Raw genomic sequence first — 23,605 nt, forward strand, 5'->3', positions numbered from 1 at the left:
TAGTGGCATGGATTAGGGGGAGTGGTCGCCAGTTGGCTGAAGTTGCACGTAAGCTGGGGAAGTGCACGCAAACAAGCTGGGGAGGTGCACGCAAAGGGCCGAAAGGTGCACGCAAGAGGAGAAAAAGTGAACGCAAATGGACTGAAGCCGCACGCAAGCTGGGGAAGTGCACGCAGAAGGGTAAAAAATGCACTCAAAGGGCCGAAAGGTGCACGCAAGAGGAGGAAAAGTGAACGCAAACAAGCTGAAGCCGCACGCAAGAACCAGAAGCCCAAATCCCTTCTACTTGACGAAATCATCCTTCCCTAATATACTTATTGAATACTAACTAACGTTCGTTAGGTAGGTTGGAGTGAAGTATATGTCTAAACAAAAAGTGATTGATGCAGCATTAAAGGTATTCTCAAATGCAGGGTATAACGGAGCATCGCTCTCTATGATTGCGAAAGAAGCAGGGATGAAAACTCCTTCTCTGTATGCGCATGTTGAATCTAAAGATGATTTGTTTATTCAAGTAGTGAAAGATGTTATGGCTCGTGAGAAATATTTTGCCGAGGAGGCAATTGGGAAGAAGAAGGGGATGGATCAGGTGAGTGCCTTGTTTTTATTTTACACAGACCCTACAGCAAGGCAAGAGGATCGAGCATTCTTTGCAAGATGTCTGTATTTCCCACCTCTTCATTTAAAAGAGGAAGTCGTTGAGATACTGATGGAATATGAAAGATACACGAATGAAACGCTACTCTCAGCTATTAGAGAGAAAAAGCTTTTAATTCCAAAGGAGCAGTGGATTCATACGTTCTTCTCTTTAATGGATGGCGTTTTTTTAGAGCAGCGTTTGTATGAAGAAGAGGAATTGTTGATTCGAAGAGAATCAGCTTTGCGTACACTTCTTCATTTTGTAAAGGAGGAACATTAAAGATGGCATGGTTTTATTTAATTGTGGGAGGGCTATTAGAAATTGTGTGGGCAACTGGTCTTAAGTTGTCTGAAGGATTTACTCAGCCGGTATATAGCTTACTAACCTTACTAACAATTGTCGTTAGCTTTTATTTCTTTGGGATGTCTATGAAGCTACTACCGATTGGTACAGCGTATGCTGTTTATACAGGAATAGGTGCAGCAGGAGCAGCTATTATTGGGATGATCTTCTTTCATGAACCCTTTTCAATAGGAAAACTCATCTTTCTACTAGTATTAATTAGCGGTATTCTTGGTCTAAAATTAGTAGACGCTGAAGAAGGGAAGGGGACGTCATAATGGAATGGATTTACTTAATTTTGGCTGGATTATGTGAGGTTGGTCTTGTTTCGTTTATGAAGCTATCTGATGGGTTCCGAAAGAAGAATTACCTCTTGCTAACTGCCGTGGCTGGTTTTAGCAGTTTTTTCTTTCTGTCAAAAGCATTAGAATCTATTTCATTAGGACTTGGATACGGAATATGGACAGGTATAGGGGCAGCCGGAGGAGTTCTTCTAGGTATGTTTGTGTTCGGTGAGAAAAAAGATTGGCGAAAGCTTCTATTTATATCGATGATTGTTATTGGTATTGTAGGTTTGAAGTTAGTAGGTGAGTAACAAATATCGCCCTGTAAGCGTTAAGCTTATAGGGTATTTTAATTCCCTCATTTGAGGGGGGTGACAATCTATGTTACGCTATTAAGTAGGAAAATAAATAAATGAAGTTTCATTCTTTTATTACAGGGTATTACAAATGTGACAACTTAATTTTATTTATTTTCTTGAATACTTATTGAGAGTAGAGCCTTTGGGGGGACTCTGACTTTTTTTAAGGATGCGAATGAATAATTATGCATTATAGTTTATCTAAAATAATTTTCTAACTGTTCAAAAATGTATATTATGTTAGTATTATAGAAGTGTTCTCATCTATACGGAAGAAATGCTTATGCATACTTCATGTATAGAAAGAATAGAGTGAATAGGGGAGTGGAGAAGCGACCCAACAACTAACCTAATACGTAAATTGAAATGTAAATGTTGAAAGGAGAATGCCCGTTAATAATGGATAATGCAACGTTAATTACTTTTATTGTGTATTTAGTAGGGATGTTAGTCATTGGAGTTATTTCGTATCGTTTAACAAGTAATCTATCAGACTATGTTCTTGGAGGAAGAAGCTTAGGGCCAGGTGTAGCTGCCTTAAGTGCTGGAGCATCTGATATGAGTTCTTGGTTATTATTAGGATTACCTGGATATGCGTATGCTGCAGGTATGGACTCAATTTGGTTGAGTGTTGGGTTAATTGTTGGTGCTTACTTAAACTGGAAGTTCGTCGCTTCACGTCTTCGTTCGTATACTGAGGTAGCGAATGATTCGATTACGGTTCCTGATTTCTTTGAAAATCGATTTAAAGATCGTTCTCGAGTGTTACGTATTGTTTCTGCTCTTGTTATTCTTATCTTCTTTACTTTCTATGTATCTTCTGGATTAGTAGGAGGAGCTTTATTATTTGAAGAAACGTTTAATCTTTCTTATACAACAGCGCTTTGGGTTGGTGCAATCGTTATTATCTCCTATACTTTCTTAGGAGGATTTTTAGCGGTAAGTTGGACAGACTTTTTCCAAGGACTGTTAATGTTCTTAGCGCTAGTCGTTATTCCTATCGTTGCCATTTCAAAGATTGGTGGTATAAATGAAACATTAGATGCTGTTCGATCCATCGATCCAAGTTATCTAAGTGCAACCGATAGTGTAACCTTCCTAGGAGCGGTTTCTTTACTTGCTTGGGGACTTGGTTACTTTGGTCAGCCACATATTATTACTCGTTTTATGGCGATTCGTTCGACTGAAGAGGTTCCAAAAGCTCGTTTTTACGGAATGTCTTGGATGGTTATCTCTATGATCGGTGCAACAGTGGTTGGTCTAGCGGGTATTGCATATTTTGCTGCTGATCCACTTATCGTAGGTGATGTAGATAATTCTGAGAAAGTGTTTATCTATTTTGCTGATCTACTATTTAACCCTTGGGTATCAGGTGTTTTATTAGCTGCAATTCTATCCGCTATTATGAGTACTATCGACTCTCAATTACTTGTATCATCTTCTGCCCTTGCAGAAGACTTTTACAAAGCATTGATCCGTAAAAATGCTTCTGACAAAGAGTTAGTTTGGGTTGGAAGAATCGGAGTTATAGTGATCGCCTTAATCGCCATTGGTCTTGCCTATCAAGGGAACCAAGAGGGCGGGGCATCTGTTCTTGAGCTAGTTTCTTATGCTTGGGCTGGTTTCGGGGCGGCATTTGGATCCGTTATCGTGTTTTCATTATACTGGAAGCGAATGACGGGCTTAGGTGCTCTTGCTGGTATCATAACAGGTGCTGTAACTGTCGTTGTATGGAAGCAGTTAACCGTAAATGGAATAATTGGTTTTGATCTTTACGAAATCGTTCCTGGGTTTATTCTTTCCTCGATTATGATTGTCGTGTTTAGTTTAATCGGCAATGAACCTAAAAAAGGGATCGTGGAAGAGTTTGACGAAGCCATTGAGAATGATTCAGAATCTAAATAAGATGATGATAGAGATCCTGCTCGAAGTGAGCAGGATCTTTTTTATGTGAAAAATTAATCTGTAGCTATTGAAGGATGCGCAAATAGGGAATGGAGGGTACATTTCCCATTTCCATCTCAATAGGTGGAGGATTTAATCCGTGGGAACTCTGATATATCAAGGGTTGAAAGGGAATTGAAGAAATTGTCGAAATTTTTTTGCGGGAATTTGTACCATAACAGTTCACATTTAGGTGATTGTTGTTATATAATACAAACAAGAAAAACAAACTGTATTATAACAACATAGTTTGGAAATTGGAAAAGGATGTGAAGAAACAGTGACCACTCAAACAGCTGGTATCCTTGTGAAGGGTAGGATAAACGAAGGGTTTTCTCAAATTTTAACTCCTGAAGCCCTCCACTTTTTAGAACAGCTTGAACGACGTTTTGGTACACGACGGAAGGATCTTTTACAAGAAAGAGAAGAGAAACAGGAATTTATCAACAACGGAGGAGAGTTTTCCTTTCTTTCTGAAACGGAACATATCAGAAGATGTGATTGGGAGATTGCTCCTTTACCAAAGGATTTAGCCGATCGACGCGTAGAAATTACCGGTCCAGTTGACCGTAAAATGGTCATTAATGCGTTAAATTCAGGCGCAAAAAGCTTTATGGCTTGTTTTGAGGACGCGACTTCTCCCACTTGGGCCAATGTAATAGAAGGGCAAATGAATATGCGTGATGCAGTAAATGGAACTATCAGCTATGAAAATCAAAATGGGAAACAGTATAGATTGAACGACAAAACAGCTGTACTAGTTGTTAGACCAAGGGGACTTCATTTAGAGGAAAAGCATATCTTACTTGACGGTGAACCACTTTCCGCAAGCATTGTAGACTTTGGTCTGTATTTCTTCCACAACGCACAAAAATTAGTACAGAAAGGAACAGGACCGTACTTTTATATCGCCAAGCTTGAAAGCTATTTGGAAGCAAGGCTGTGGAATGATATGTTTGTGTACGCTCAGAAATATGTAGGAATTCCAAGAGGAACCATTAAAGCCACTGTTCTAATTGAAACCTTGCCAGCTGTGTTTGAAATGGATGAAATTCTTTTTGAATTACGAGAGCATTCCGCAGGCTTAAATTGTGGAAGATGGGATTACATCTTTAGCTATATAAAAAAGCTAAGAGAAAAAGAAGATGTGGTACTGCCGGACCGATCTCTCGTATCTATGACCGTACCCTTCATGGATGCTTACACAAAGCTGACCATTAAAACGTGTCATCGCCGCAAAGCTCCTGCTATGGGGGGAATGGCCGCACAAATTCCTGTAAAAGGAGACACCACCCGAAATGAAGAAGCGTTCGCTAAAGTTCGAGCGGATAAAGAACGGGAAGCGAAAAATGGTCATGACGGAACGTGGGTAGCTCATCCGGCGCTGGTTCCTGTTGCAATGGAAGTATTTAATCAAGAAATGCCAGGGGAAAATCAAATTGATTCAGGTAAGCAATTAGACTTTGTCACAACAGCAGAACAGCTTGTAGAAGTTCCGGCTGGAGACATTACGGAAGCAGGAGTACGTCAAAATATTAATGTAGGCATTCAGTATATTTCTTCTTGGTTAAGCGGTCGTGGTGCTGCACCTATCCATCATTTGATGGAGGATGCAGCAACTGCAGAGATTTCACGTGCTCAGCTTTGGCAATGGATTCGTCATCCAAAGGGTGTACTAAATGATGGAAGAGACGTAACGGTCGAATTATATGAAGCACTAAAAGAAGAAGAAGTTGAAAAATTAAAGTAGAGCTTGGTCAAGAACTCTTTACAAAAACTCGTGTGGATGAAGCAGTGAAGTTATTTGACACATTAATTCTTAATGATGAGTTTGAAAATTTCTTAACAATACCAGGGTATGAGTTAATTTAAAGCGATAAAACGCTTTTTACACCATAAAAACAAAGGGATAGGTCAATAAAACCGAAATGGGAGGAATTTAAAATGGTCAAGACAAATCAAGAGCGTATTGCAAAGTTACAGGAAGAATGGGCATTACAAGGTCGCTGGAATGGGGTAGAGCGTCCGTATACGGCAGAAGAGGTAATTAAATTAAGAGGCAGCATTGATATTGAGCACACATTAGCAAGACACGGTGCAGAAAAGCTGTGGAAGTTAGTCAATTCTGAGGACTATGTAAATGCATTAGGAGCTCTTACAGGAAATCAAGCGGTTCAGCAGGCAAAAGCGGGTCTGAAGGCAGTGTATTTAAGTGGTTGGCAAGTAGCGGCAGATGCGAATCTGTCAGGTAATATGTATCCGGACCAAAGCTTATACCCTGCAAACTCAGTTCCTCATGTTGTGAAGCGTATTAATCAAGCACTTCAACGTGCAGATCAAATTCAACATCTTGAAGGTGGAGATGAAATTGATTATTTCTTACCTATCGTAGCAGATGCTGAGGCTGGATTTGGTGGTCAACTAAATGTATTCGAATTAATGAAAGGTATGATTGAGTCAGGTGCTGCTGGGGTTCACTTTGAAGATCAATTATCCTCTGAGAAAAAATGCGGTCATTTAGGTGGAAAAGTACTTCTTCCTACACAAACCGCTGTGAAAAATTTGATTTCAGCTCGTCTTGCTGCTGACGTAATGGGTGTCCCAACGGTTATCATTGCACGTACTGATGCAAACGCAGCGGACTTGATTACAAGTGACGTGGATCCTTACGATTCACCGTTCAATACAGGAGACCGTACTCCAGAAGGATTCTTCCGCACGAATGCAGGGTTAGATCAAGCGATTGCTCGTGGATTAGCATATGCACCTTATGCAGACCTAATTTGGTGTGAAACAAGTGAACCAAACTTAGAGGAAGCACGTCGTTTTGCTGAGGCGATTCATGAGAAGTTTCCTGGAAAGCTACTTGCTTACAATTGTTCTCCATCATTCAACTGGAAGAAGAAATTAGATGAAGAGACGATTGCAAAGTTCCAAGTGGAGTTAGGTAAGATGGGGTATAAATTCCAGTTTGTTACACTTGCAGGATTTCATGCTCTTAATTACAGCATGTTTGAATTAGCTCGCGGTTACAAAGAGCGCGGTATGGCAGCATACTCAGAGCTACAAGAGGATGAATTCGGTTCTGAGCAATATGGTTATACAGCAACTCGCCATCAACGTGAAGTAGGTACAGGATATTTTGATCAAGTATCCATTACCGTATCTGGTGGAACTTCTTCTACCACTGCTCTCGCAGGTTCTACAGAAGAAGAGCAGTTTACGACAACTAAATAAACCAAATCTAGAGCGTCGGAATATAGCCGACGTTCTTTTTTTATTTCTCTTGCAGAATGAATGAGTCAATAGTAACAAATAGTATAGACAACATCAGACTAAAAGGGGAGTAAGTTCTTGCATACTACCGTATTTATTACTATATTACTTCTTTCGCTACTTATGTTCGGTACTATCTTTAAACTAACTCGATGGCTTCACCCTGTCGAAATCTTGCTATTATTTCTGTTTACTTCGTATATTTGCCAAAATATGTTCTACACAACGTCATCTTCCTATGATCGATTATCTGTAACCACAGAGCATCTTCCATTTTGGACGGTAAGAATGCAGTTTGGCATTGTTTTTGCTGTCGCCTTAATGTGGGTCGTAGGGATTCAACGATCAAGTGCGTCACGTTTTATAAAAATCTCTGCGATTTTTTTGTGGATGACAGGTGGAATTCTTATCGAGAAAGGGTTTTTGTTAGTTGGGATACTCACTTCTAAAGGTCCTTCATGGTACCCATCAGTAGACTATTTTTTTGTAAATGACCGTCATCTTAGGCACCATTCTTTTCATGGAAAGTTTACCAAAGTGGTTGAGAAAGGATGGGCTAGTATGAGTGAATTTTTTGACTGGTTTGTTCACTTAATTGAACCTCTTCTTCCGAAAAAATTTGATAGGAATGAAGGATTCACTATTTTCATTACTATACTAATTTGCGGATGGGGTTACATACTAATGAAGGTTCGGCGCACTTTAAATCGAGTAGAAGTTGTAGGGGTGTTATTATTTAACTTATTATATACCACGGTGGGAGACTACTTTCTTGCGATGCCACCATATGATTATTATGATACGGTGGACAGAAATAGTGGAGAATTTTCGGATATTCTCCTTCAAAACCTCGTATATCCAACTACTTTATTTATACTCATTCATTATTATGTTCGCTATACCATAAACAAAGTAGGATTTATCATTGGAGGTACTTTAATATTAACGATGTTGGAATGGGTTTCTGTCCATTATTTTAATCTTTTCACGTATAAACAATGGAACTTAGGTCTGTCTAGTCTGTTTTACTTTGGGGTTATGGTTCTAAACATATTATTTTATACTTTATTTCACCGATATGTTCGTAAACAACAAAAAAGAGGACGAATCTCTTCGTCCACATAAAAGGGGGAATACTTTAGAAAGTATAGAAACAGTATGGGTGTTTTCGAAATATTTTAAACATAAAAAGGATATTTTTTAAAAAATTCATCATATGTTCAATCCCTTCTTGGGTCAGGGGCAGTTTAGAGATGCTATCATATGGTATAAAAGAAACCTATTGAAGGGGGAAGCGCCATGAAAAAAACGGTGGATGACTATTTGCAGGAAGGGATATATGGAGCGAAAGAAACCAAACCTGACGAACGCCGGTATTTCTTAAGTACCCTTAGAGAACGTGTAGTGATTGCATTAAAGCAGCATCAAGTTAGAGAAAAAGGAATTTATAAAGAAGTAGAAGAGAGCATGAAAAAACACCCAAGGACTCATTTGTACTTGAACGGAAATATGAATTATACCTTTTTGTCTGACTATGTGAAAAAAGCGACTCAGTTGTCTATTCCATATACAATGGTAACGAACAAGGAGTATAACTCTGAACTCGGACTTGTTCTTGCGTATGACTATGCGATTAATAAAGAATCTATCTATATTGAGCACAAAGAAATGGAGCCTACTCCTCCGAAAGAACATACACCATTTTTAAAAAAGCTATTTGGTAAAAAGTAATAGCTACTATTTCACATATCTCCTCCACTTGATGAAAAACTACCAGTAAGAGTTGTAAGGGGAGATGTATGAAATGAATATGGAGACTGTACAGGAATTGTTACAAAGTTGTCCAGAGTACTATGATCAGCCCATTTTACAAAGCCTTCTTGGAAAAGCAGTGGGTAAGGAAGAGAACGTCCATTTGTTTCTATCGAAACTTTCACATGAAGAGGAAGAATTATTAGAGGACCGGATTCAGTCGGTAATACAGGAGTATGAAACAAAGCTACAATCAAAGCCAGAGTATCAACAATATCAAGAATTAAAGAGGTTGTATTATTTATTATAAGAATATCAAAAGGGTGAGTTCAGTGTAACTCACCCTTTAATATATGTTCAACTGTTGCCATGATAACCGGTAGAGGATATTCATCATCTTTGTAATAAGTGTGAATTTCATGATAGATCGCTTCAAGTTTGGGGTGTTCGTCAAATATAGAATCCATGTTAGAGAATAATTTTAACATATAGTGTAGCTTCTCAAAGTCATATCGATTATTCGATTGTAGGATTTCGAGTAATTTTTCATAAACGTCATATTCCAAGTCTACTCCTCCCATACTCCCCTTTAAGTAGTATGAGTGGTTTACGGTGTGTTAGCCATTAAGAATATTTCCATGGATAAATTCCAAGCTGTGTCCTCGATTAGTTGCCATATGGGGCTTTCATTTGATATTATCAATAGTATTGTTAGTGTTCGAACAACCCTGGAGGTGAATGGAATGTCCAGAATTTCTAAGGACGAAGTAAAGCACGTTGCTCATTTAGCACGTCTAGCGATTACAGAAGAAGAAGCAGAAAAATTTACAGAGCAATTGGCTAAAATTATCTCATTTGCTGAGCAATTAAATGAATTAGACACAACCAATGTAGAACCTACATCTCATGTGTTAGATATGAAGAATATTATGCGTGAAGATAAGCCTGGTCAGGGATTGCCTCGTGAAGAAGTATTGAAAAATGCACCGACTCACCGTGACGGATTAGTCGTTGTACCGAAAGTAATGGAATAGGAGGGATACTATGTCTTTATTTGATCATTCATTAACAGAGCTTCATGACCTTTTACATAAAAAAGAAGTGAGCGTTACTGACCTAGTCAACGAATCATATAAGCGTATCGAGGAAGTAGACGGAAAGGTTCAAGCGTTCTTAACATTAGACGAAGAAAATGCTCGAGCAAAAGCAAAGAAGTTAGACGATAAATTAACGACGGATGAAGAAAAAGGCCTTCTATTTGGAATGCCAATTGGAATCAAGGATAACATCGTGACAAAAGGACTTCGTACGACATGTTCAAGTAAAATCTTAGAAAACTTTGATCCGATCTATGATGCAACCGTTATACATAAATTACAGCAAGCAGATAGTATTACGATTGGTAAATTAAATATGGACGAGTTTGCAATGGGTTCCTCTACTGAAAACTCTGCTTTTCAAAAGACGAAAAATCCTTGGAATTTAGAAACCGTACCAGGTGGATCTTCTGGTGGTTCAGCAGCGTCTGTAGCAGCAGGAGAAGTGCCATTTTCTTTAGGTTCTGATACAGGTGGATCAATCCGCCAACCAGCTGCCTTCACAGGTACAGTTGGATTGAAGCCAACTTATGGTCGCGTATCTCGTTTTGGATTAGTGGCTTTTGGATCTTCACTAGATCAAATCGGCCCCATCACTCGCACAGTGGAAGATAATGCCTATCTTTTACAAGCAATTGCAGGGGTTGACCTGAACGATTCTACATCTGCAAACGTTGAGGTACCAAATTATGCGGCAGCGTTAACAGGGAATATTAAAGGACTAAAGATTGGTGTACCAAAAGAATACCTAGGAGAAGGTGTGGGCGAAGAAGCCCGTGCATCTGTCATGGCGTCTCTGAAAGTATTAGAAAGCTTGGGGGCTACGTGGGAAGAAGTTTCGCTACCACACTCAAAGTATGGAGTGGCAACGTATTACTTACTATCATCTTCAGAAGCGTCGGCCAACCTAGCTCGATTTGACGGTGTGCGTTATGGATATCGTTCAGCGAAGGCAGAAAACTTACTAGATCTATACAAAAATACTAGAGCAGAAGGCTTCGGTGATGAGGTTAAGCGTCGTATCATGCTTGGTACATTCGCTCTTAGCTCTGGATTTTATGATGCGTATTATAAAAAAGCACAGCAAGCCCGTACATTAATTAAAAAAGACTTTGAAGATGTGTTTGAAAAGTATGATGTGATTATTGGACCGACGACTCCTACACCAGCTTTTAAAATTGGTGAGAAAATAGACGATCCATTAACCATGTATGCCAACGATATTTTAACCATTCCAGTTAACCTTGCTGGGGTTCCAGGAATTAGTATTCCTTGTGGGTTCTCTGCTGAAGGTCTACCACTAGGATTACAAATTATCGGTAAGCACTTTGACGAATCAACGATCTACCGAGTGGCTCACGCATTTGAGCAAGCGACGGATTTCAAAATAAAAAAACCACAAATGTAAGGGGTGAAGACAAATGAATTTTGAAACGATTATTGGACTCGAGGTCCACGTAGAATTAAAAACGGATAGCAAGATGTTTTCTCCGTCTCCGAACCACTTCGGTTCAGAACCAAATACAAACACTAACGTCATCGACTTAGGATATCCAGGTGTTTTACCAGTCGTGAATAAACGTGCAGTAGACTTCGGAATGAAGGCTGCAATGGCCTTAAATATGGATATTGCGACGGATACAAAATTTGACCGTAAAAACTATTTTTACCCTGACAACCCCAAGGCGTATCAAATCTCTCAATTTGACCAACCAATTGGAGAGAACGGATGGATTGAAATTGAAGTAGAAGGCAAAAAGAAGCGAATTGGGATCACTCGTCTTCACCTTGAAGAAGATGCAGGAAAACTAACACATACGAGCGACGGCTCTCTAGTTGATTTTAATCGTCAAGGAACACCATTAATTGAGATTGTTTCAGAGCCAGACATCAGAACACCAGAAGAAGCATATGCGTACTTAGAAAAGTTAAAGAGTATTATCCAGTACACAGGCGTTTCTGATTGTAAAATGGAAGAGGGTTCCTTACGCTGTGATGCGAACATTTCCTTACGTCCATACGGACAGGAGAAGTTCGGAACCAAAACAGAATTAAAGAATCTTAACTCTTTTAACTTCGTTAAAAAAGGACTAGAGCATGAGCAGGTTCGTCAAGAAAAGGTGTTATTATCTGGAGGAGTCATCGATCAAGAAACACGTCGTTTCGATGAATCAACAGGTAAAACGATTCTTATGCGTGTTAAAGAAGGCTCTGATGATTACCGTTACTTCCCGGAGCCGGACCTTGTTCATCTATACATTGATGAAGAGTGGAAAGAGCGTATTCGTGCCGACATTCCAGAGCTTCCAGATGCGCGTAAAAAGCGCTATGTAGAAGAGCTTGGATTACCAGCGTACGACGCAATGGTTCTAACATTAACGAAAGAAATGTCTGATTTCTTCGAAGCGACCGTTGCAGCTGGTTCAGACGCTAAGCTCGCATCAAACTGGTTGATGGGTGAAGTATCTGCGTTCCTAAATTCTGAACAAAAGGAATTACATGAGACTCCTTTAACTCCAGAATCCCTAGCCAAAATGATCACCTTGATTGAAAAAGGAACGATTTCTTCTAAGATTGCCAAAAAAGTATTCAAGGAGCTTGCTGAAAAAGGGGGAGACCCTGAGGAAATCGTTAAAGCAAAAGGTCTTGTTCAAATTTCTGATGAAGGTACACTTCGTGGGATTGTAACAGAAATATTAGACAAGAATGAGCAATCGATCGAGGACTTCAAAAACGGAAAGGATCGTGCCGTTGGTTTCTTAGTAGGTCAAGCGATGAAAGCGACAAAGGGACAAGCAAATCCGCCGTTACTGAATAAGATTTTATTAGAAGAGTTAAATAAAAGATAATCATTAGGGAGACTCTCTGTAAAGGAGGTCTCCTTTTTTATGAACTCTAGTTCATCAATTAATCAAACGTTTGATGGAATATTTTCTAGTAAGTAGCACATTTAAATTTGCTAGATGAAAGAATGAAGGTATATCCTTAACAAATAATGGTTTATTTTCATATCATCACCTTCTATTTCCATTAGGATACTATTCACGGAAGTACGTTATTCGAGATAAAATGAAAACGTAAAGAAGAGGGGGAAACGAATGATACATCTTAAGACCAACGACATAGTAAAAGAAACCCTGGAAAAATTTCCTCACAAAGTCAACGTAAAACTTGGAGATATTCTAAAAGAAAGAGGAATGACACAAGGTGACCTTCATCGGTTGACGGGATTACGAATTGCTACGATTAATGAATTGGTGCACTTCAAAAAAAAATCCTTCACTGTTGCTCATATTGTTACCATTATGATAGCACTTAGAATTTGGGATATCCGAGATTTAATTGAAATTCAGTTTGACGATGAGGTTGTCGAGTACTTCAAAAAAGAGAGAAGCATTATGATTAGCGGGCTTACACAAGACCTAATGAACGTAATGGAAGAAAACTCAGAACGTCTAAACAAGGTGAAAGAACCTGTTTCATAAAAGGTGAGCTGCTGCACATGTGATAATGTGTCGGTTTTTTTGTTTTTATGGGGATTCTCTTAGAAGAATAAATAAAGGGAAACGTATCCTAAATGAAACTTTCAGAAAAGGTGATTGACAAGAGAAAGAGAATCGTATAAAGTGTACTTAATAAACAAAACGCTTTAACGCTTAAAAGCGTGTTGGTATAAAAGCGGAAAAGTGAAAGAATGTCTGGAATAGAATAATAGAGTAGCAGTATAGCTAGTAGTGAACAAGTGAGCAGTATGTAGAGACTGAATGGTTGGTGAAAATTCAGGCAGCTTGGGATATGAAGTACACTGTACGCAAGAAGCTACTTTTTGATAAGTGGATTAGATGTTGTAGTCTAATCAAGTTGGGTGGTACCGCGGAGCCTCTTCGTCCCTTCATATATAGGGATGGAGAGGCTTTTTTGTATTCAAAAAAAGAAAGGAGATGGTGGTTGTGGCTATGTCACTTGATATGATTCCATTACATTTTAAACGACGAACTTTTGAGCATCAGCTTGAAGAGATCAATCAATTTGTTGAAAAGAGGAAAGGGAACTATTATGGTATGTTCCATGAGAAGCCATTTCCTTTAGATGTAATCAAGACCTTAATTCACACAGCAGGCACTGCTCCGTCTGGGGCGAATCAACAGCCTTGGACATATGTATTGGTAGAAGATGAACGACTGAGAGAATGCATTGGAGAACTAGCGAGAGAGAACGAACGTGTTCAAGATATCTTAGCAGCACCTTACGTTGTAGCCTTAATGAAGCAAAAGCATGGAGAAGATAAAGGAACAAAAAAATCAAGCATTATTATCCAAATGAGTCATGCGCTATAAGTGCTGGTTTTTTCCTTAGTGCGATTGAACAAGTTGGATTACGATACAAGATGATGGGGCGTATAAAAGGACTAGAAGAGATCCTCGGTTGCCCCCCTAAAGAAGAGCATTTTCTGTTATTTGGGATCGGCCAAGATAGAGAAACGGAACGTATCCCAGTCCAAGAGTTAACTCGCCTGTCATCTTCGTATTACGAAAGAATGAAAAAAAGAAGAAATATCCGAGACTTTTCATCTGAACCAGTTCCAGCTGAATTAATTGAAAAGGCGATTTCTGCTATTCCTACATCCTCTCACTATCATTTTGAATGGGTATCAGATGACCATAGAAAGCAAGAGATTCGAAACAGAGCAGAAGCAGAAGAAAAGAAATTTTATGAAGAGCGCATTACAGAAGAGTGGAAAGATGTATTGAAGCCCCTCGGTACAAACTGGCAGAAAGAACATATAACAGATGCTCCTCATATTATCGTTCCCTTTAAAAAGCGGGGGAGCGAAAACGATGATATTAGTTCATTTATTCTGACAGGAATAGAAGTAGGGGTGTTTCTTTCAGCTATACATCACGGGGGATTATGTTCCCTCACTCATACACCAAGCCCTATGACGTTTATAAGAGATTGCTTGGAACGACCAAAACAAGAAATGCCTATTGTGTTACTGCCTATTGGATATCCTAAAGAAGATTGTGTGGTACCAAATATTCATAAAAAACCAATAAACGAGATTCTCGTTATTTTATAAAGAAAGAAGGATGAGAACATGTCATCAGGATTAAAAAGAGATTTAAATAAATGGCACGGCTTTGCATTAATGATTGGTGGAATGATTGGAGCTGGGATTTTCGTTGTCACAGGAGAAGCTGGTGCGACAGCAGGTCCATCTGTCCCGTTCGGATATGTTGTTTTATTACCCATTTTATTATCATCGGCACTCGCTTACCTCATATTCTTAAGCACACCACTTGGACAAGGACCAGGAGGGGCATATGTTCATATTAGCCAAACCTTCAAAAGTAAATTCGCAGGATTCTTCTTCATGTGGTTCCAATTCATTGCCTTACTAGGCGTTATGGCCATTATGGCTCTATCATTCGGAGAGTATATAGTGGGAGTGTTTGGATTTGGCAACGTAACCGTCCTAGCTACCGTGATGATTCTCGTATTCTACGTACTCAATGTAATAGGTGTAAAATGGTTTGGTAAAATTCAGATGTGGATGTCCATTGTATTATTCGTAGCCATCATCCTCCTAGTCGTACCAGGATTATTTGCTATTGAAACATCTAACTTCACTCCGATGTTACCAAATGGAATTAAAGGGTTTTTAGCCATCTTACCGTCTTTATTCTTTGCTTACTTTGGTTTTGAACAGCTTGCTCAAGCTGGTGGAGAAATGGAAGACCCGCAAAAATCTATGCCGAGAACAATGATTATCGGTAGTATTGCGACAGTTATTATATATTTCCTAGTATCTTTTGTGGCATTCGGAGTTATACCGTACGATCAACTAGCTGCATCGCAAAGCGCAATGACAGACGTAGCCGCTGTCTACTTACCAGCATGGGGTAAATGGATTGTAACCATCGGAATTATTATGGCATTTGCTACAACGTTGAACTCACTTGTTATGGTCGTTTCTCGAATGATGTTTGTTTTTGCTGAAGAGGATATTTTCCCTAAAATGTTTAGCAGAGTCCATAAAACAACGGGTACACCCGTATTAGCCATTACGATCAATACGATTGTATCTCTTTTATTAATTTGGACTGGAACAGTTGATTACCTTATTACTATGGCACTTCAAGGAATGTTCCTTATGTACATCGGTCACTCAGCTAGTATGCTCGCTCTACCATTTGTTCGTAAAGAGCTATTTGAATCAGCATTAATTCAACCAAAGATTCCTTTAATTATAGTGTGTGGAATCTTCTCTCTTAGTGTATTAGTGTACTTTAGCTACTCCTTAATCTTGTCTGTTTTACCATTATTAAGTGTTTGGGCGTTAGTAGGTATCGCCATTTATATGACACGTAAAGTAATGAAAAAAGATTTAGTCTTGAAGCCAGTGATTGAGGCGAAAAAGACTGTCTAAAAATCATAAATTGAACCCGGTGCCTTGTGGTACCGGGTTTTATATGGGGGAAGGGAGTGGGTGCGGGTAAAAGATAGGTCTGAGTCCCGCGCTAGTCGTGTCGGAGGTGCACGCAAAGCGCTCTAGGCCGCACGCAAAGGAGGAAAAAGTGCACGCAAAAGGCCGGGGGCCACACGCAACAATCGGAAGTGCACGCAAGTGGGAGAACTCCGCACGCAAAGTGCTCGAATCCGCACGCAAAGAAGGGAAAAGTGCACGCAAAAGGCCGGGAGCCGTCCGCAAAAGTTGGAGGTGCACGCAAGTGGGAGAAATCCGCACGCAAAGCGCTCGAAGCCGCACGCAAAGGAGGAAAAAGTGCACGCAAAAGGCCGGGAGCCGCACGCAAAAGTCGGAAGTGCACGCAAGTGGGGGAACTCCGCACGCAAAGGAGGAAAAAGTGCACGCAAAAGGCTAGGAGCCGCACGCAAAAGGCAGCGACCCCCAAGCAATGAGGGCAACCACTAAACCACAAAAAACACTTCCAAGCTCTAGTACTAGACTAAAACAAAGGAAGTGCCCTTCACTCATTATTCTGTGATGCCCAAATGGCTTTTTAAGGTTGTTTGTACTTTTGTCATTTCTTCTTCTGGTACAATATACATCCATTTTCCATCAATGGTTTCGCCGTAACCATTTTCAATCGTAAAGTTTTCTAGCTTCTTCGCAGCATCGTGGTATTTCCCTTGGATATCCACCATCTCTTCAAACGTTAGGTTCGTTTTTACGTTATTACCAAGAGCATCGAAGATTCCTTGGAATTTCCAAAGAGATTGAACGCTTGCTCCTTCTTGAAGTACAGCATTAATAACTTCACGCTGACGGATTTGACGGCCGAAATCTCCTCTAGGATCTTCGTAGCGCATACGAGAAAAAGAAAGTGCTTCAGCACCAGTTAATTCTAACTCTCCTTCTGGGAAGGAATAGCCGTCATAATTAAAGGAAAGATCATTATACACGGTTACTCCGCCAACAGCATCTACAATATCTTTAAATCCATCCATATTGACCTGAACAAAGTAATCAATTGGAATATCTAGCATATTTTCAATTGTGTCCATGGACATTTCGACTCCGCCGAATGCGTAAGCATGGTTAATTTTATCTTTATAGCCTTTTCCGATAATTTCTGTATAAGTGTCACGGGGAATGCTGAGCATTTTTGTAGATTGCTGCTCCGGATTGACGGTTAGGACGATCATTGTATCAGATCGACCACTATCTCCTTCACGCTCATCGACGCCAAGTAATAATACGGAAAACGGTTCTTGTTTTTGAAAGTTTAGTTCTTCTGTACGACGCTCTGATACACGTTCAGTTGGCGTATGCATTTTTTCTATTGAAGATGAAAAGGATTGGTATATCACAAAGAGGTATACGAACACTCCTAGTAAAATCAGTCCAATGATACTAAGGAAGATTTTCAGTCCTCTACCTTTACGTTTTTTTCTAGAATTTAAGCGGTCGCTTCGCATAGGTTCTTTCCCCTCATGTTAGTGTTGTTATTTTATAAAACATTCAATATCCTTAAATATACTACAAATTTTAACAAAATCATACATATATAAATTTCCTTTTTCGCTAAATTAAGAGTAGGATAGAGGAGAGTGACAAGTTTAAGCTGTGGGCATATAGTGTAGAATAGATGTAGTTTTTCGCTAAAAGAATAGTTTCTTCCTATATAGGGTAGAAAGAGAGTAACGAAATAATTTAATAAGTTATACTAGCATTTTTACACAAAAAGGTGTATGATACTTTTTTGTTAAGAAGTGTAAATGAATTATTTTTATAGATTAAATTTTTGTAAAGTAGGATGATGGAGAATGAAACGAGCGCGAATAATTTATAATCCAACTTCCGGTCGAGAATTGTTTAAAAAGCACTTACCAGAGGTGTTATACAAACTAGAGCGTGCAGGTTTTGAAACGTCCACTCATGCAACAGAGTGTGAAGGAGACGGTACAAAAGCTGCTCAAATTGCAGTAGAACGCCGCTACGATCTTGTGATCGCTGCGGGTGGAGATGGTACATTAAACGAAGTCATTAATGGACTCGCTAACCAAGAATATAGACCAAAACTAGGGATTATCCCAATGGGTACAACAAATGATTTCGCAAGAGCTCTTCATATACCGAAAGACATTCAAGAAGCTTGTAATGTGATTATTAAGGGTGATACAGTTCCAATCGACCTTGGAAGAATGAACGAAAAGTATTTTATTAATATTGCTGGTGGTGGAAGCTTGACGGAGCTTACATACGAAGTTCCAAGCAAACTGAAAACCATGTTAGGTCAGCTAGCCTATTACTTAAAAGGAATTGAGATGCTGCCTTCATTAAAATCCATGCCACTTTATCTAGAATACGATGACGAGGTATTTGAAGGAGAAGCGATGCTATTTTTAGTAGGGCTAACCAATTCAGTTGGAGGTTTTGAAAAATTAGCACCTGAAGCTTCTATTAATGATGGATACTTTTCACTATTAATTTTGAAGAAGTGTAATCTAGCTGAACTTGTACGAATTGCCTCAGCGGCGCTAAGAGGAGAGCACTTAAATGACCCTCTTGTGATTTCCACAAAAGCAAAACGGATCAAAGCTACTTCCGGTGGAAAAGTTCAATTAAATCTAGACGGAGAGTTTGGTGGATTATTGCCTGCTGAATTCGAATGTATGTATCGTCACCTAGATGTGTATGCACCTTTAGATAAAATTCGTCCACAAGACCGTGTGGACCTTGAAAACGAATAGATAGTGTGGGGGAAAGCTGTTGGCGACTGCAACAGCTTTTTCTCGTGCTTATGACTATGGTACAATCAAACGAGTGAAACTGAACGAAAAGGAAGGAATCTGATGTCAACTATTCCTGTAAAGAAGAATGATTATATAGAAGAAGTGTATATTGAAGACCTCACTCACGATGGAAATGGTGTAGCGAAAATTGATGGCTATCCATTATTCATTCCTGATGTATTACCTGGTGAAACAACAAAGGTAAAAGTGGTCAAAACGACGAAAAAGTTTGGGTTTGGCCGTGTAATAGACCGACTAGAAGAAAGTCCCCATCGACAAGAGCCACCTTGTCCTATCTATTCAGAGTGTGGGGGTTGTCAAATTCAGCATATGGATTATGAAGGACAGCTAAAAAGTAAAGGTAAGCATGTCAAGGATGTGATGGAACGCATTGGGAAAATTCAAAACGTTCCAGTGCATCCAGTGCTTGGAATGGATGACCCGTGGAGATATCGAAATAAAGCACAAGTTCCTGTTGGTATGAGACAAGGGGAGTTAGTTGCAGGATTCTTTGCAAAAGGAAGTCATGAAATAGTGGACATGCCTTATTGTATTATTCAACATAAGAAAAATGATGAAGTCGTCCAACTCGTTAAGGACTCCTTTAAAAAATACGGGATACAGCCTTATGACGAAGAGAAACATCAAGGTGTAGTGCGCCATGTGATGGTACGGACGGGGCACAAGACCGGTGAGGTCATGGTTGTTCTGGTCACGAAGACATCCAAATTACCTTTTAAACAACAACTAGTAGAAGACCTAGTTCATCAGGTGGAAGGTTTAAAATCTATCGCTCATAACATCAACTCTAAACGGACGAATGTCATAATGGGGGAAGAGACTCGGATTCTTTGGGGAGAGCGATATATTTATGATTATATAGGGGATGTCCGTTTTGCCATCTCGCCTCGCTCCTTTTACCAGGTGAATCCAGAGCAAACGAAGGTGTTGTATGACAAAGCATTAGAGTTTGCCGGATTAACGGGTAATGAAACAGTCATAGATGCGTATTGTGGAATAGGAACCATCTCTTTATTTCTTGCGGAACGTGCAAAACATGTATATGGTGTAGAAATCGTACCAGAGGCCATAGTAGATGCGAAGCGAAATGCAGAATTAAATGGATTTACAAACGTTGAGTTTGAAGTAGGGCCAGCAGAGGATGTGATTCCTGCTTGGTATGACCGGGGAATAAAGGCAGATGTCCTTGTAGTCGATCCACCTCGAAAGGGCTGTGACGAAAAGCTACTAGATACGATCAAGAAGATGAAACCTGAAAAAGTGGTCTATGTTTCCTGTAACCCAGCAACACTAGCACGTGATTTGAAAGTATTACAAGAAGGTGGCTATTATACGGTAGAAATTCAGCCGGTTGATATGTTTCCTCAGACGATGCACGTAGAAGCCGTTGCATTACTTGTTAGAAAATAGAGGGTATAGAATAGAAGGAGGCTCTTAAAGTTGGATAACAATGATATATTAATACGTTTACGATTCGCTTTAGATATTAAAAATACGGACATGGTAGAGATCTTCAAGCTTGGTGGCGTAGAGGTAACAAAAGAAGAAGTACTGAAGATTCTAACCAAAACCGAGGACGAAGAGGCCGATTTCTCAGGGAAGATAATAGAGAATGAGGAACAAATTCGCTGCAATAATCGTATGTTTGAATCTTTTTTAAATGGACTCATCACGTTTAAAAGAGGAACGAAAGAAGTAAAGCCGGGACAAAAGGTGCAGCCGGACTATTCTATTCATAATCATGCGAGTATTAATAACGTGTTACTAAAGAAGGTTAAAATTGCTCTGTCTTTAACAGGTGAGGATATGCTGGATATTTTCCATGATGCGGGTGTGAATATGACAAAAGGTGAACTAGGTGATATGTTACGCAAAGAGGGTCACCGTAATTATAAGCCATGTGGAAACGGCTATGCTCGTAACTTTTTAAAGGGGTTAGCGATACAATATAGAGACGATGTGTAGGAGGAGAGCCTGTTAGATGACAGGCTCTCTTTTTATGCAAAAATTGACCACTGATTTTCTTCTGCAATCTTCATCATGTCTTCTCTTGGGTTCACCACGATTGGATGAGTGACATATTGGAGTAGTGGAATGTCACTGGCGCTATCGGCGTAGGCCCAAATTTCATGTTCGTCTTCTGTTATTTGTAAATTTTGCTCTTCTATCCACTGTAGCAGTGCTTTCACTTTTAGATCACCATTAATAATATCGCCGAGTTCTCCTGTACAATCTCCCGAGCTTGAAAACAGTAATTCTGTACTTAGCACATGAGCATTAATCTCCCACTCTTTTACAAAGGCTCGTAGAAAGGGTTGAAGTGCTCCAGATAATATAATGACGGTATCTCCTTTTGCCTCGTGCTGACGAACGGTATGTATGAGACTGTGGTGTACATCTTCTTTTCCGTGATCTACTAGGATTTGAAAGAATTCGTCAAGCTCGTGGGTGCTCTTTCCTTTGAAGGCTCTAGCGAAGGATCTAAAAAACTCATGACGAAATCGATCTTTGCCTTTGACTACTCCAATAGCCACTGCTTTACCAAGGCCTGTTACAACTCCAACCCACTGAAGCGGAGTAAACGTTGCTTTCCCGACTTGTATCATCGTTTTCATAGAATTTCCATGGTACAATGTTCCGTCAAAATCAACCGTTACGATAGCCATTGCTCTTACACCTCTCTTCTACCGTTAGTATATTAGAAAGAGCACGATATGTAAAATAAATGGAAAATTATTGTTCTATAACATATCGAAGAGATGCTGTAAACAAGGTGACAAACACTACTAAAAAAGGGAAACAAGAAAAAATTTTATTCAAAATTAGTACCTATTACTAATATCTGATAGTATAATATAACAAATGACCTAAGTTCTTTAGTAAAAGGAGTTGTCGATCGTACATGAAAAAGAAGATTGCATTCGTAACCGATAGTACGGTTTATTTAACAGAAGAATTAAGACAGCATCCAGATGTGTATGTTGTACCCATCATCGTCATATCAGAAGGAAATGAATACGAGGATGGAATCGACTTAACATCCTCAGAGTTATATGAGATGATTCGCAATCAAAAAGAGGTACCGAAAACGTCTCAGCCGTCTGTTGGAAAGTTCGTTGAAACATATGAAAAGTTAAAAGAGGAGTATGAGGGAGCTATTGCGATCCATGTATCTAGTCAATTAAGTGGGACACTAGCGAGTTCTACTTCAGGTAGAACGCAAGCGGAGTTCAATGTAGAAGTGATTGATTCAAATTCACTTTCCTTTGCGATTACAGAAATGCTTGAACGAGGCATTGGGTTAGCTAATCAAGGGCGTTCTATAGAAGAGATTACCCAACAGCTTAAAGTTCAAGCGTCTCAAAGTAAAAATTATATTTTATTAGGAAAGCTTGAGCAACTGTATAAGGGAGGAAGGATGTCAGGTGCTCAGTTTTTGCTTGGAAACCTTCTTCAAATTAAGCCGATATTGTCTATTAATCCAGGTGGAGAGCTAGATTTATTCGAACGTGTACGATCCGAGAAAAGAGCACTAAATATGCTAGTGGATCTACTAAAGAGATCTGCTGATAACGCTATGGTGAAAAAGGTTGGCATTATGCATGGAAATGTAGAAGAAAAAGCAGCAGAACTAAAGGATAAAATTAATGCAATGCTTCCAAACGTTGAGGTAATAATTGGAGAAATTAATACATCATTAGCCGTACATGGTGGCGAAGGTACGATTGCGTTGTTTTGGCAGGAAGATGATAAGGAATTTTCTTTATAGAATGTTAATCGAGTACATTGAAATAAATAAGCGGAAATCGGTCTAATTAGAGTAAATCCTCCAAGCTCTATTCAAACACTTGTGTGAAACATGTACACTAAGTAAGCACTAAAGCAATGTTGTGGAGGAAATACACAGAATGAAGAAAGCAGTAGTAGTAGTTGCCTTTTTGTTGGTGGGGTGTAATGTGGAATCGGCCATTCAAGAAGAAGCAAGTCATGAGAATACAGTAGAGAAAATAGTAGAGGAACCGTGTGTGGCAGGATTTACAGAAACGGAATTATTGATATGTGATCAAGGTATTCAAACCCCTGTCCCAGCCCATTGGGAAACAGGCTATATTGAAACCGGAACTATTAAGGGTGATTGGACAGAGGAAATGCAGGCAATACGGTATCCTGTTAACGTGATGATTCCGGATGAATTTACTTTTTCTGCTCCAGAGCCTGATGATACTATAAACTTATCGTATATTCAAGTTCAGAGGCATCCGAATCAGCGTGATAGCTATACGTTATCTCTTGTACTCTCGATCCAAATGGTTGAAGAGCAAAAGAGGTGGGTTGATCCTTTGGAGATCGAGATGACTATGAGTTTATTGATATGAGTGAATATCCAGGGCAATTCAATCTATAGAGGTGACCATACTATATCTGGCTATGAGGTGGCTGATGAGAAATTTATTGCAAATAGTATAGCGATGATGACGACCATTAACTAATGTATAACCTGGTATCTGGGATGAAAAAAGAAAGATCATCCCAAGTGTCAGGTTGTTTTTATGTTCTGTTTTACTACCATTAGATTTTTAGTGAATTTTCCCAAAATTTATAATACAATAGAATCTTGCGGTGAGAAAAGAA

At 39.4% G+C, this 23,605-nt stretch carries 24 protein-coding genes and 1 pseudogene; 22 read left to right on the forward strand and 3 right to left on the reverse strand.

Translation table 11 applies throughout. The features are described 5' to 3' along the window. Positions 1-21: 21 nt before the first annotated feature. From M44_RS27285 to M44_RS02870, 10 genes and pseudogenes are all read left to right on the forward strand, one after another. A complete protein-coding gene (locus M44_RS27285; protein ID WP_162013635.1) occupies positions 22-309 on the forward strand; it encodes a hypothetical protein in 288 nt (95 codons plus the stop codon). Positions 310-361: 52 nt separating this feature from the next. Continuing rightward, a complete protein-coding gene (locus M44_RS19860) occupies positions 362-919 on the forward strand; it encodes a TetR/AcrR family transcriptional regulator (RefSeq protein ID WP_010170690.1) in 558 nt (185 codons plus the stop codon). Positions 920-921: 2 nt separating this feature from the next. Beyond that, positions 922-1,260: a DMT family transporter gene (locus M44_RS02835; RefSeq protein ID WP_010170691.1), complete on the forward strand. Its 339-nt coding sequence runs from the start codon at positions 922-924 to the stop codon at positions 1,258-1,260. Continuing rightward, positions 1,260-1,577 (forward strand): DMT family transporter, encoded by a 318-nt coding sequence (locus M44_RS02840; RefSeq protein ID WP_010170692.1) that lies wholly within the window; start codon positions 1,260-1,262, stop codon positions 1,575-1,577. Before M44_RS02835 ends, M44_RS02840 begins: the two co-directional genes overlap by 1 nt. Positions 1,578-2,024: 447 nt before the next feature. Then, entirely contained in the window at positions 2,025-3,530 is a 1,506-nt protein-coding gene (gene putP, locus M44_RS02845) for a sodium/proline symporter PutP (protein ID WP_010170693.1), read from the forward strand. 319 nt (positions 3,531-3,849) lie between these two features. After that, a pseudogene (gene aceB, locus M44_RS19865) lies at positions 3,850-5,441 on the forward strand (malate synthase A). Between the two features lie 72 nt (positions 5,442-5,513). Beyond that, positions 5,514-6,806: an isocitrate lyase gene (gene aceA / locus M44_RS02855; protein WP_010170695.1), complete on the forward strand. Its 1,293-nt coding sequence runs from the start codon at positions 5,514-5,516 to the stop codon at positions 6,804-6,806. 117 nt (positions 6,807-6,923) lie between these two features. Continuing rightward, the gene (locus M44_RS02860) at positions 6,924-7,970 is read left to right on the forward strand and encodes a hypothetical protein (protein ID WP_010170696.1); all 1,047 of its coding nucleotides are present in this window, start codon (positions 6,924-6,926) and stop codon (positions 7,968-7,970) included. A gap of 174 nt (positions 7,971-8,144) precedes the next feature. Next, positions 8,145-8,576, forward strand: coding sequence for a YueI family protein (locus M44_RS02865; protein ID WP_010170697.1), 432 nt, complete (start codon positions 8,145-8,147; stop codon positions 8,574-8,576). A 64-nt stretch (positions 8,577-8,640) separates the two neighbouring features. Then, a complete protein-coding gene (locus tag M44_RS02870) occupies positions 8,641-8,907 on the forward strand; it encodes a hypothetical protein (protein ID WP_155814883.1) in 267 nt (88 codons plus the stop codon). Positions 8,908-8,926: 19 nt separating this feature from the next. Here M44_RS02870 and M44_RS02875 read toward each other — a convergent pair whose 3' ends face one another. Beyond that, entirely contained in the window at positions 8,927-9,163 is a 237-nt protein-coding gene (locus M44_RS02875; RefSeq protein ID WP_029326698.1) for a hypothetical protein, read from the reverse strand. 177 nt (positions 9,164-9,340) lie between these two features. Between M44_RS02875 and gatC the strand changes: the two genes are divergently transcribed. From gatC to M44_RS02915, 7 genes are all read left to right on the forward strand, one after another. After that, positions 9,341-9,631, forward strand: coding sequence for an Asp-tRNA(Asn)/Glu-tRNA(Gln) amidotransferase subunit GatC (gene gatC / locus M44_RS02880; protein ID WP_010170700.1), 291 nt, complete (start codon positions 9,341-9,343; stop codon positions 9,629-9,631). A gap of 10 nt (positions 9,632-9,641) precedes the next feature. Continuing rightward, the gene (gatA, locus tag M44_RS02885) at positions 9,642-11,102 is read left to right on the forward strand and encodes an Asp-tRNA(Asn)/Glu-tRNA(Gln) amidotransferase subunit GatA (protein ID WP_010170701.1); all 1,461 of its coding nucleotides are present in this window, start codon (positions 9,642-9,644) and stop codon (positions 11,100-11,102) included. A 13-nt stretch (positions 11,103-11,115) separates the two neighbouring features. Further along, the gene (gatB, locus tag M44_RS02890) at positions 11,116-12,543 is read left to right on the forward strand and encodes an Asp-tRNA(Asn)/Glu-tRNA(Gln) amidotransferase subunit GatB (RefSeq protein ID WP_010170702.1); all 1,428 of its coding nucleotides are present in this window, start codon (positions 11,116-11,118) and stop codon (positions 12,541-12,543) included. Positions 12,544-12,792: 249 nt separating this feature from the next. Further along, positions 12,793-13,179, forward strand: coding sequence for a helix-turn-helix domain-containing protein (locus tag M44_RS02895; protein WP_010170703.1), 387 nt, complete (start codon positions 12,793-12,795; stop codon positions 13,177-13,179). 471 nt (positions 13,180-13,650) lie between these two features. Beyond that, positions 13,651-14,031, forward strand: a complete 381-nt coding sequence (locus M44_RS02905) for a nitroreductase family protein (RefSeq protein ID WP_237705192.1) — start codon at positions 13,651-13,653, stop codon at positions 14,029-14,031. Between the two features lie 50 nt (positions 14,032-14,081). Continuing rightward, on the forward strand, positions 14,082-14,774 hold the full coding sequence (locus tag M44_RS02910) for a nitroreductase family protein (RefSeq protein ID WP_010170705.1): 693 nt from the start codon (positions 14,082-14,084) through the stop codon (positions 14,772-14,774). Between the two features lie 18 nt (positions 14,775-14,792). Continuing rightward, complete coding sequence (locus M44_RS02915) at positions 14,793-16,124, forward strand: APC family permease (RefSeq protein WP_010170706.1); 1,332 nt, start codon at positions 14,793-14,795, stop codon at positions 16,122-16,124. Between the two features lie 566 nt (positions 16,125-16,690). Here the strand turns inward: M44_RS02915 and M44_RS02925 are convergent. Beyond that, on the reverse strand, positions 16,691-17,635 hold the full coding sequence (locus M44_RS02925; protein ID WP_010170709.1) for an LCP family glycopolymer transferase: 945 nt from the start codon (positions 17,633-17,635) through the stop codon (positions 16,691-16,693). Between the two features lie 348 nt (positions 17,636-17,983). Here M44_RS02925 and M44_RS02930 point away from each other — a divergent pair, with 348 nt between their 5' ends. The 3 genes from M44_RS02930 to M44_RS02945 all read left to right on the forward strand — a co-directional run bounded on the left by M44_RS02930 (position 17,984) and on the right by M44_RS02945 (position 20,938). Further along, a complete protein-coding gene (locus M44_RS02930; protein WP_010170710.1) occupies positions 17,984-18,910 on the forward strand; it encodes a diacylglycerol kinase in 927 nt (308 codons plus the stop codon). 102 nt (positions 18,911-19,012) lie between these two features. After that, positions 19,013-20,383: a 23S rRNA (uracil(1939)-C(5))-methyltransferase RlmD gene (gene rlmD / locus M44_RS02940; protein WP_010170711.1), complete on the forward strand. Its 1,371-nt coding sequence runs from the start codon at positions 19,013-19,015 to the stop codon at positions 20,381-20,383. A 30-nt stretch (positions 20,384-20,413) separates the two neighbouring features. After that, positions 20,414-20,938 (forward strand): YehS family protein, encoded by a 525-nt coding sequence (locus tag M44_RS02945; RefSeq protein WP_010170712.1) that lies wholly within the window; start codon positions 20,414-20,416, stop codon positions 20,936-20,938. A 32-nt stretch (positions 20,939-20,970) separates the two neighbouring features. On the opposite strand, the gene M44_RS02950 is transcribed toward M44_RS02945, so the two are convergent. Then, a complete protein-coding gene (locus tag M44_RS02950) occupies positions 20,971-21,639 on the reverse strand; it encodes an HAD family hydrolase (RefSeq protein ID WP_010170713.1) in 669 nt (222 codons plus the stop codon). 236 nt (positions 21,640-21,875) lie between these two features. Here M44_RS02950 and M44_RS02955 point away from each other — a divergent pair, with 236 nt between their 5' ends. Together M44_RS02955 and M44_RS02960 are read left to right on the forward strand one after the other, a co-directional pair. Next, a complete protein-coding gene (locus M44_RS02955; RefSeq protein ID WP_010170714.1) occupies positions 21,876-22,742 on the forward strand; it encodes a DegV family protein in 867 nt (288 codons plus the stop codon). Between the two features lie 139 nt (positions 22,743-22,881). Beyond that, a complete protein-coding gene (locus M44_RS02960) occupies positions 22,882-23,349 on the forward strand; it encodes a hypothetical protein (protein ID WP_010170715.1) in 468 nt (155 codons plus the stop codon). The last annotated feature ends 256 nt before the right edge of the window (positions 23,350-23,605 follow it).

The sequence above is a fragment of the Bacillus coahuilensis m4-4 genome, from assembly GCF_000171615.1.
Classification (GTDB): Bacteria; Bacillota; Bacilli; order Bacillales; family Bacillaceae_K; genus Bacillus_T; species Bacillus_T coahuilensis.

Coding starts and splice junctions, on each gene's coding strand:
- putP (WP_010170693.1), top strand. CDS start 2,025: ATGGATAATGCAACGTTAATTACTTTTATTGTGTATTTAGTAGGGATG.
- M44_RS02835 (WP_010170691.1), top strand. CDS start 922: ATGGCATGGTTTTATTTAATTGTGGGAGGGCTATTAGAAATTGTGTGG.
- M44_RS02955 (WP_010170714.1), top strand. CDS start 21,876: ATGAAAAAGAAGATTGCATTCGTAACCGATAGTACGGTTTATTTAACA.
- gatA (WP_010170701.1), top strand. CDS start 9,642: ATGTCTTTATTTGATCATTCATTAACAGAGCTTCATGACCTTTTACAT.
- M44_RS02905 (WP_237705192.1), top strand. CDS start 13,651: ATGTCACTTGATATGATTCCATTACATTTTAAACGACGAACTTTTGAG.
- M44_RS02840 (WP_010170692.1), top strand. CDS start 1,260: ATGGAATGGATTTACTTAATTTTGGCTGGATTATGTGAGGTTGGTCTT.
- M44_RS02910 (WP_010170705.1), top strand. CDS start 14,082: ATGATGGGGCGTATAAAAGGACTAGAAGAGATCCTCGGTTGCCCCCCT.
- gatC (WP_010170700.1), top strand. CDS start 9,341: ATGTCCAGAATTTCTAAGGACGAAGTAAAGCACGTTGCTCATTTAGCA.
- M44_RS19860 (WP_010170690.1), top strand. CDS start 362: ATGTCTAAACAAAAAGTGATTGATGCAGCATTAAAGGTATTCTCAAAT.
- M44_RS02950 (WP_010170713.1), bottom strand. CDS start 21,639: ATGGCTATCGTAACGGTTGATTTTGACGGAACATTGTACCATGGAAAT.
- aceA (WP_010170695.1), top strand. CDS start 5,514: ATGGTCAAGACAAATCAAGAGCGTATTGCAAAGTTACAGGAAGAATGG.
- M44_RS02865 (WP_010170697.1), top strand. CDS start 8,145: ATGAAAAAAACGGTGGATGACTATTTGCAGGAAGGGATATATGGAGCG.
- M44_RS02870 (WP_155814883.1), top strand. CDS start 8,641: ATGTATGAAATGAATATGGAGACTGTACAGGAATTGTTACAAAGTTGT.
- M44_RS02960 (WP_010170715.1), top strand. CDS start 22,882: ATGAAGAAAGCAGTAGTAGTAGTTGCCTTTTTGTTGGTGGGGTGTAAT.
- rlmD (WP_010170711.1), top strand. CDS start 19,013: ATGTCAACTATTCCTGTAAAGAAGAATGATTATATAGAAGAAGTGTAT.
- gatB (WP_010170702.1), top strand. CDS start 11,116: ATGAATTTTGAAACGATTATTGGACTCGAGGTCCACGTAGAATTAAAA.
- M44_RS02930 (WP_010170710.1), top strand. CDS start 17,984: ATGAAACGAGCGCGAATAATTTATAATCCAACTTCCGGTCGAGAATTG.
- M44_RS02915 (WP_010170706.1), top strand. CDS start 14,793: ATGTCATCAGGATTAAAAAGAGATTTAAATAAATGGCACGGCTTTGCA.
- M44_RS02925 (WP_010170709.1), bottom strand. CDS start 17,635: ATGCGAAGCGACCGCTTAAATTCTAGAAAAAAACGTAAAGGTAGAGGA.
- M44_RS02895 (WP_010170703.1), top strand. CDS start 12,793: ATGATACATCTTAAGACCAACGACATAGTAAAAGAAACCCTGGAAAAA.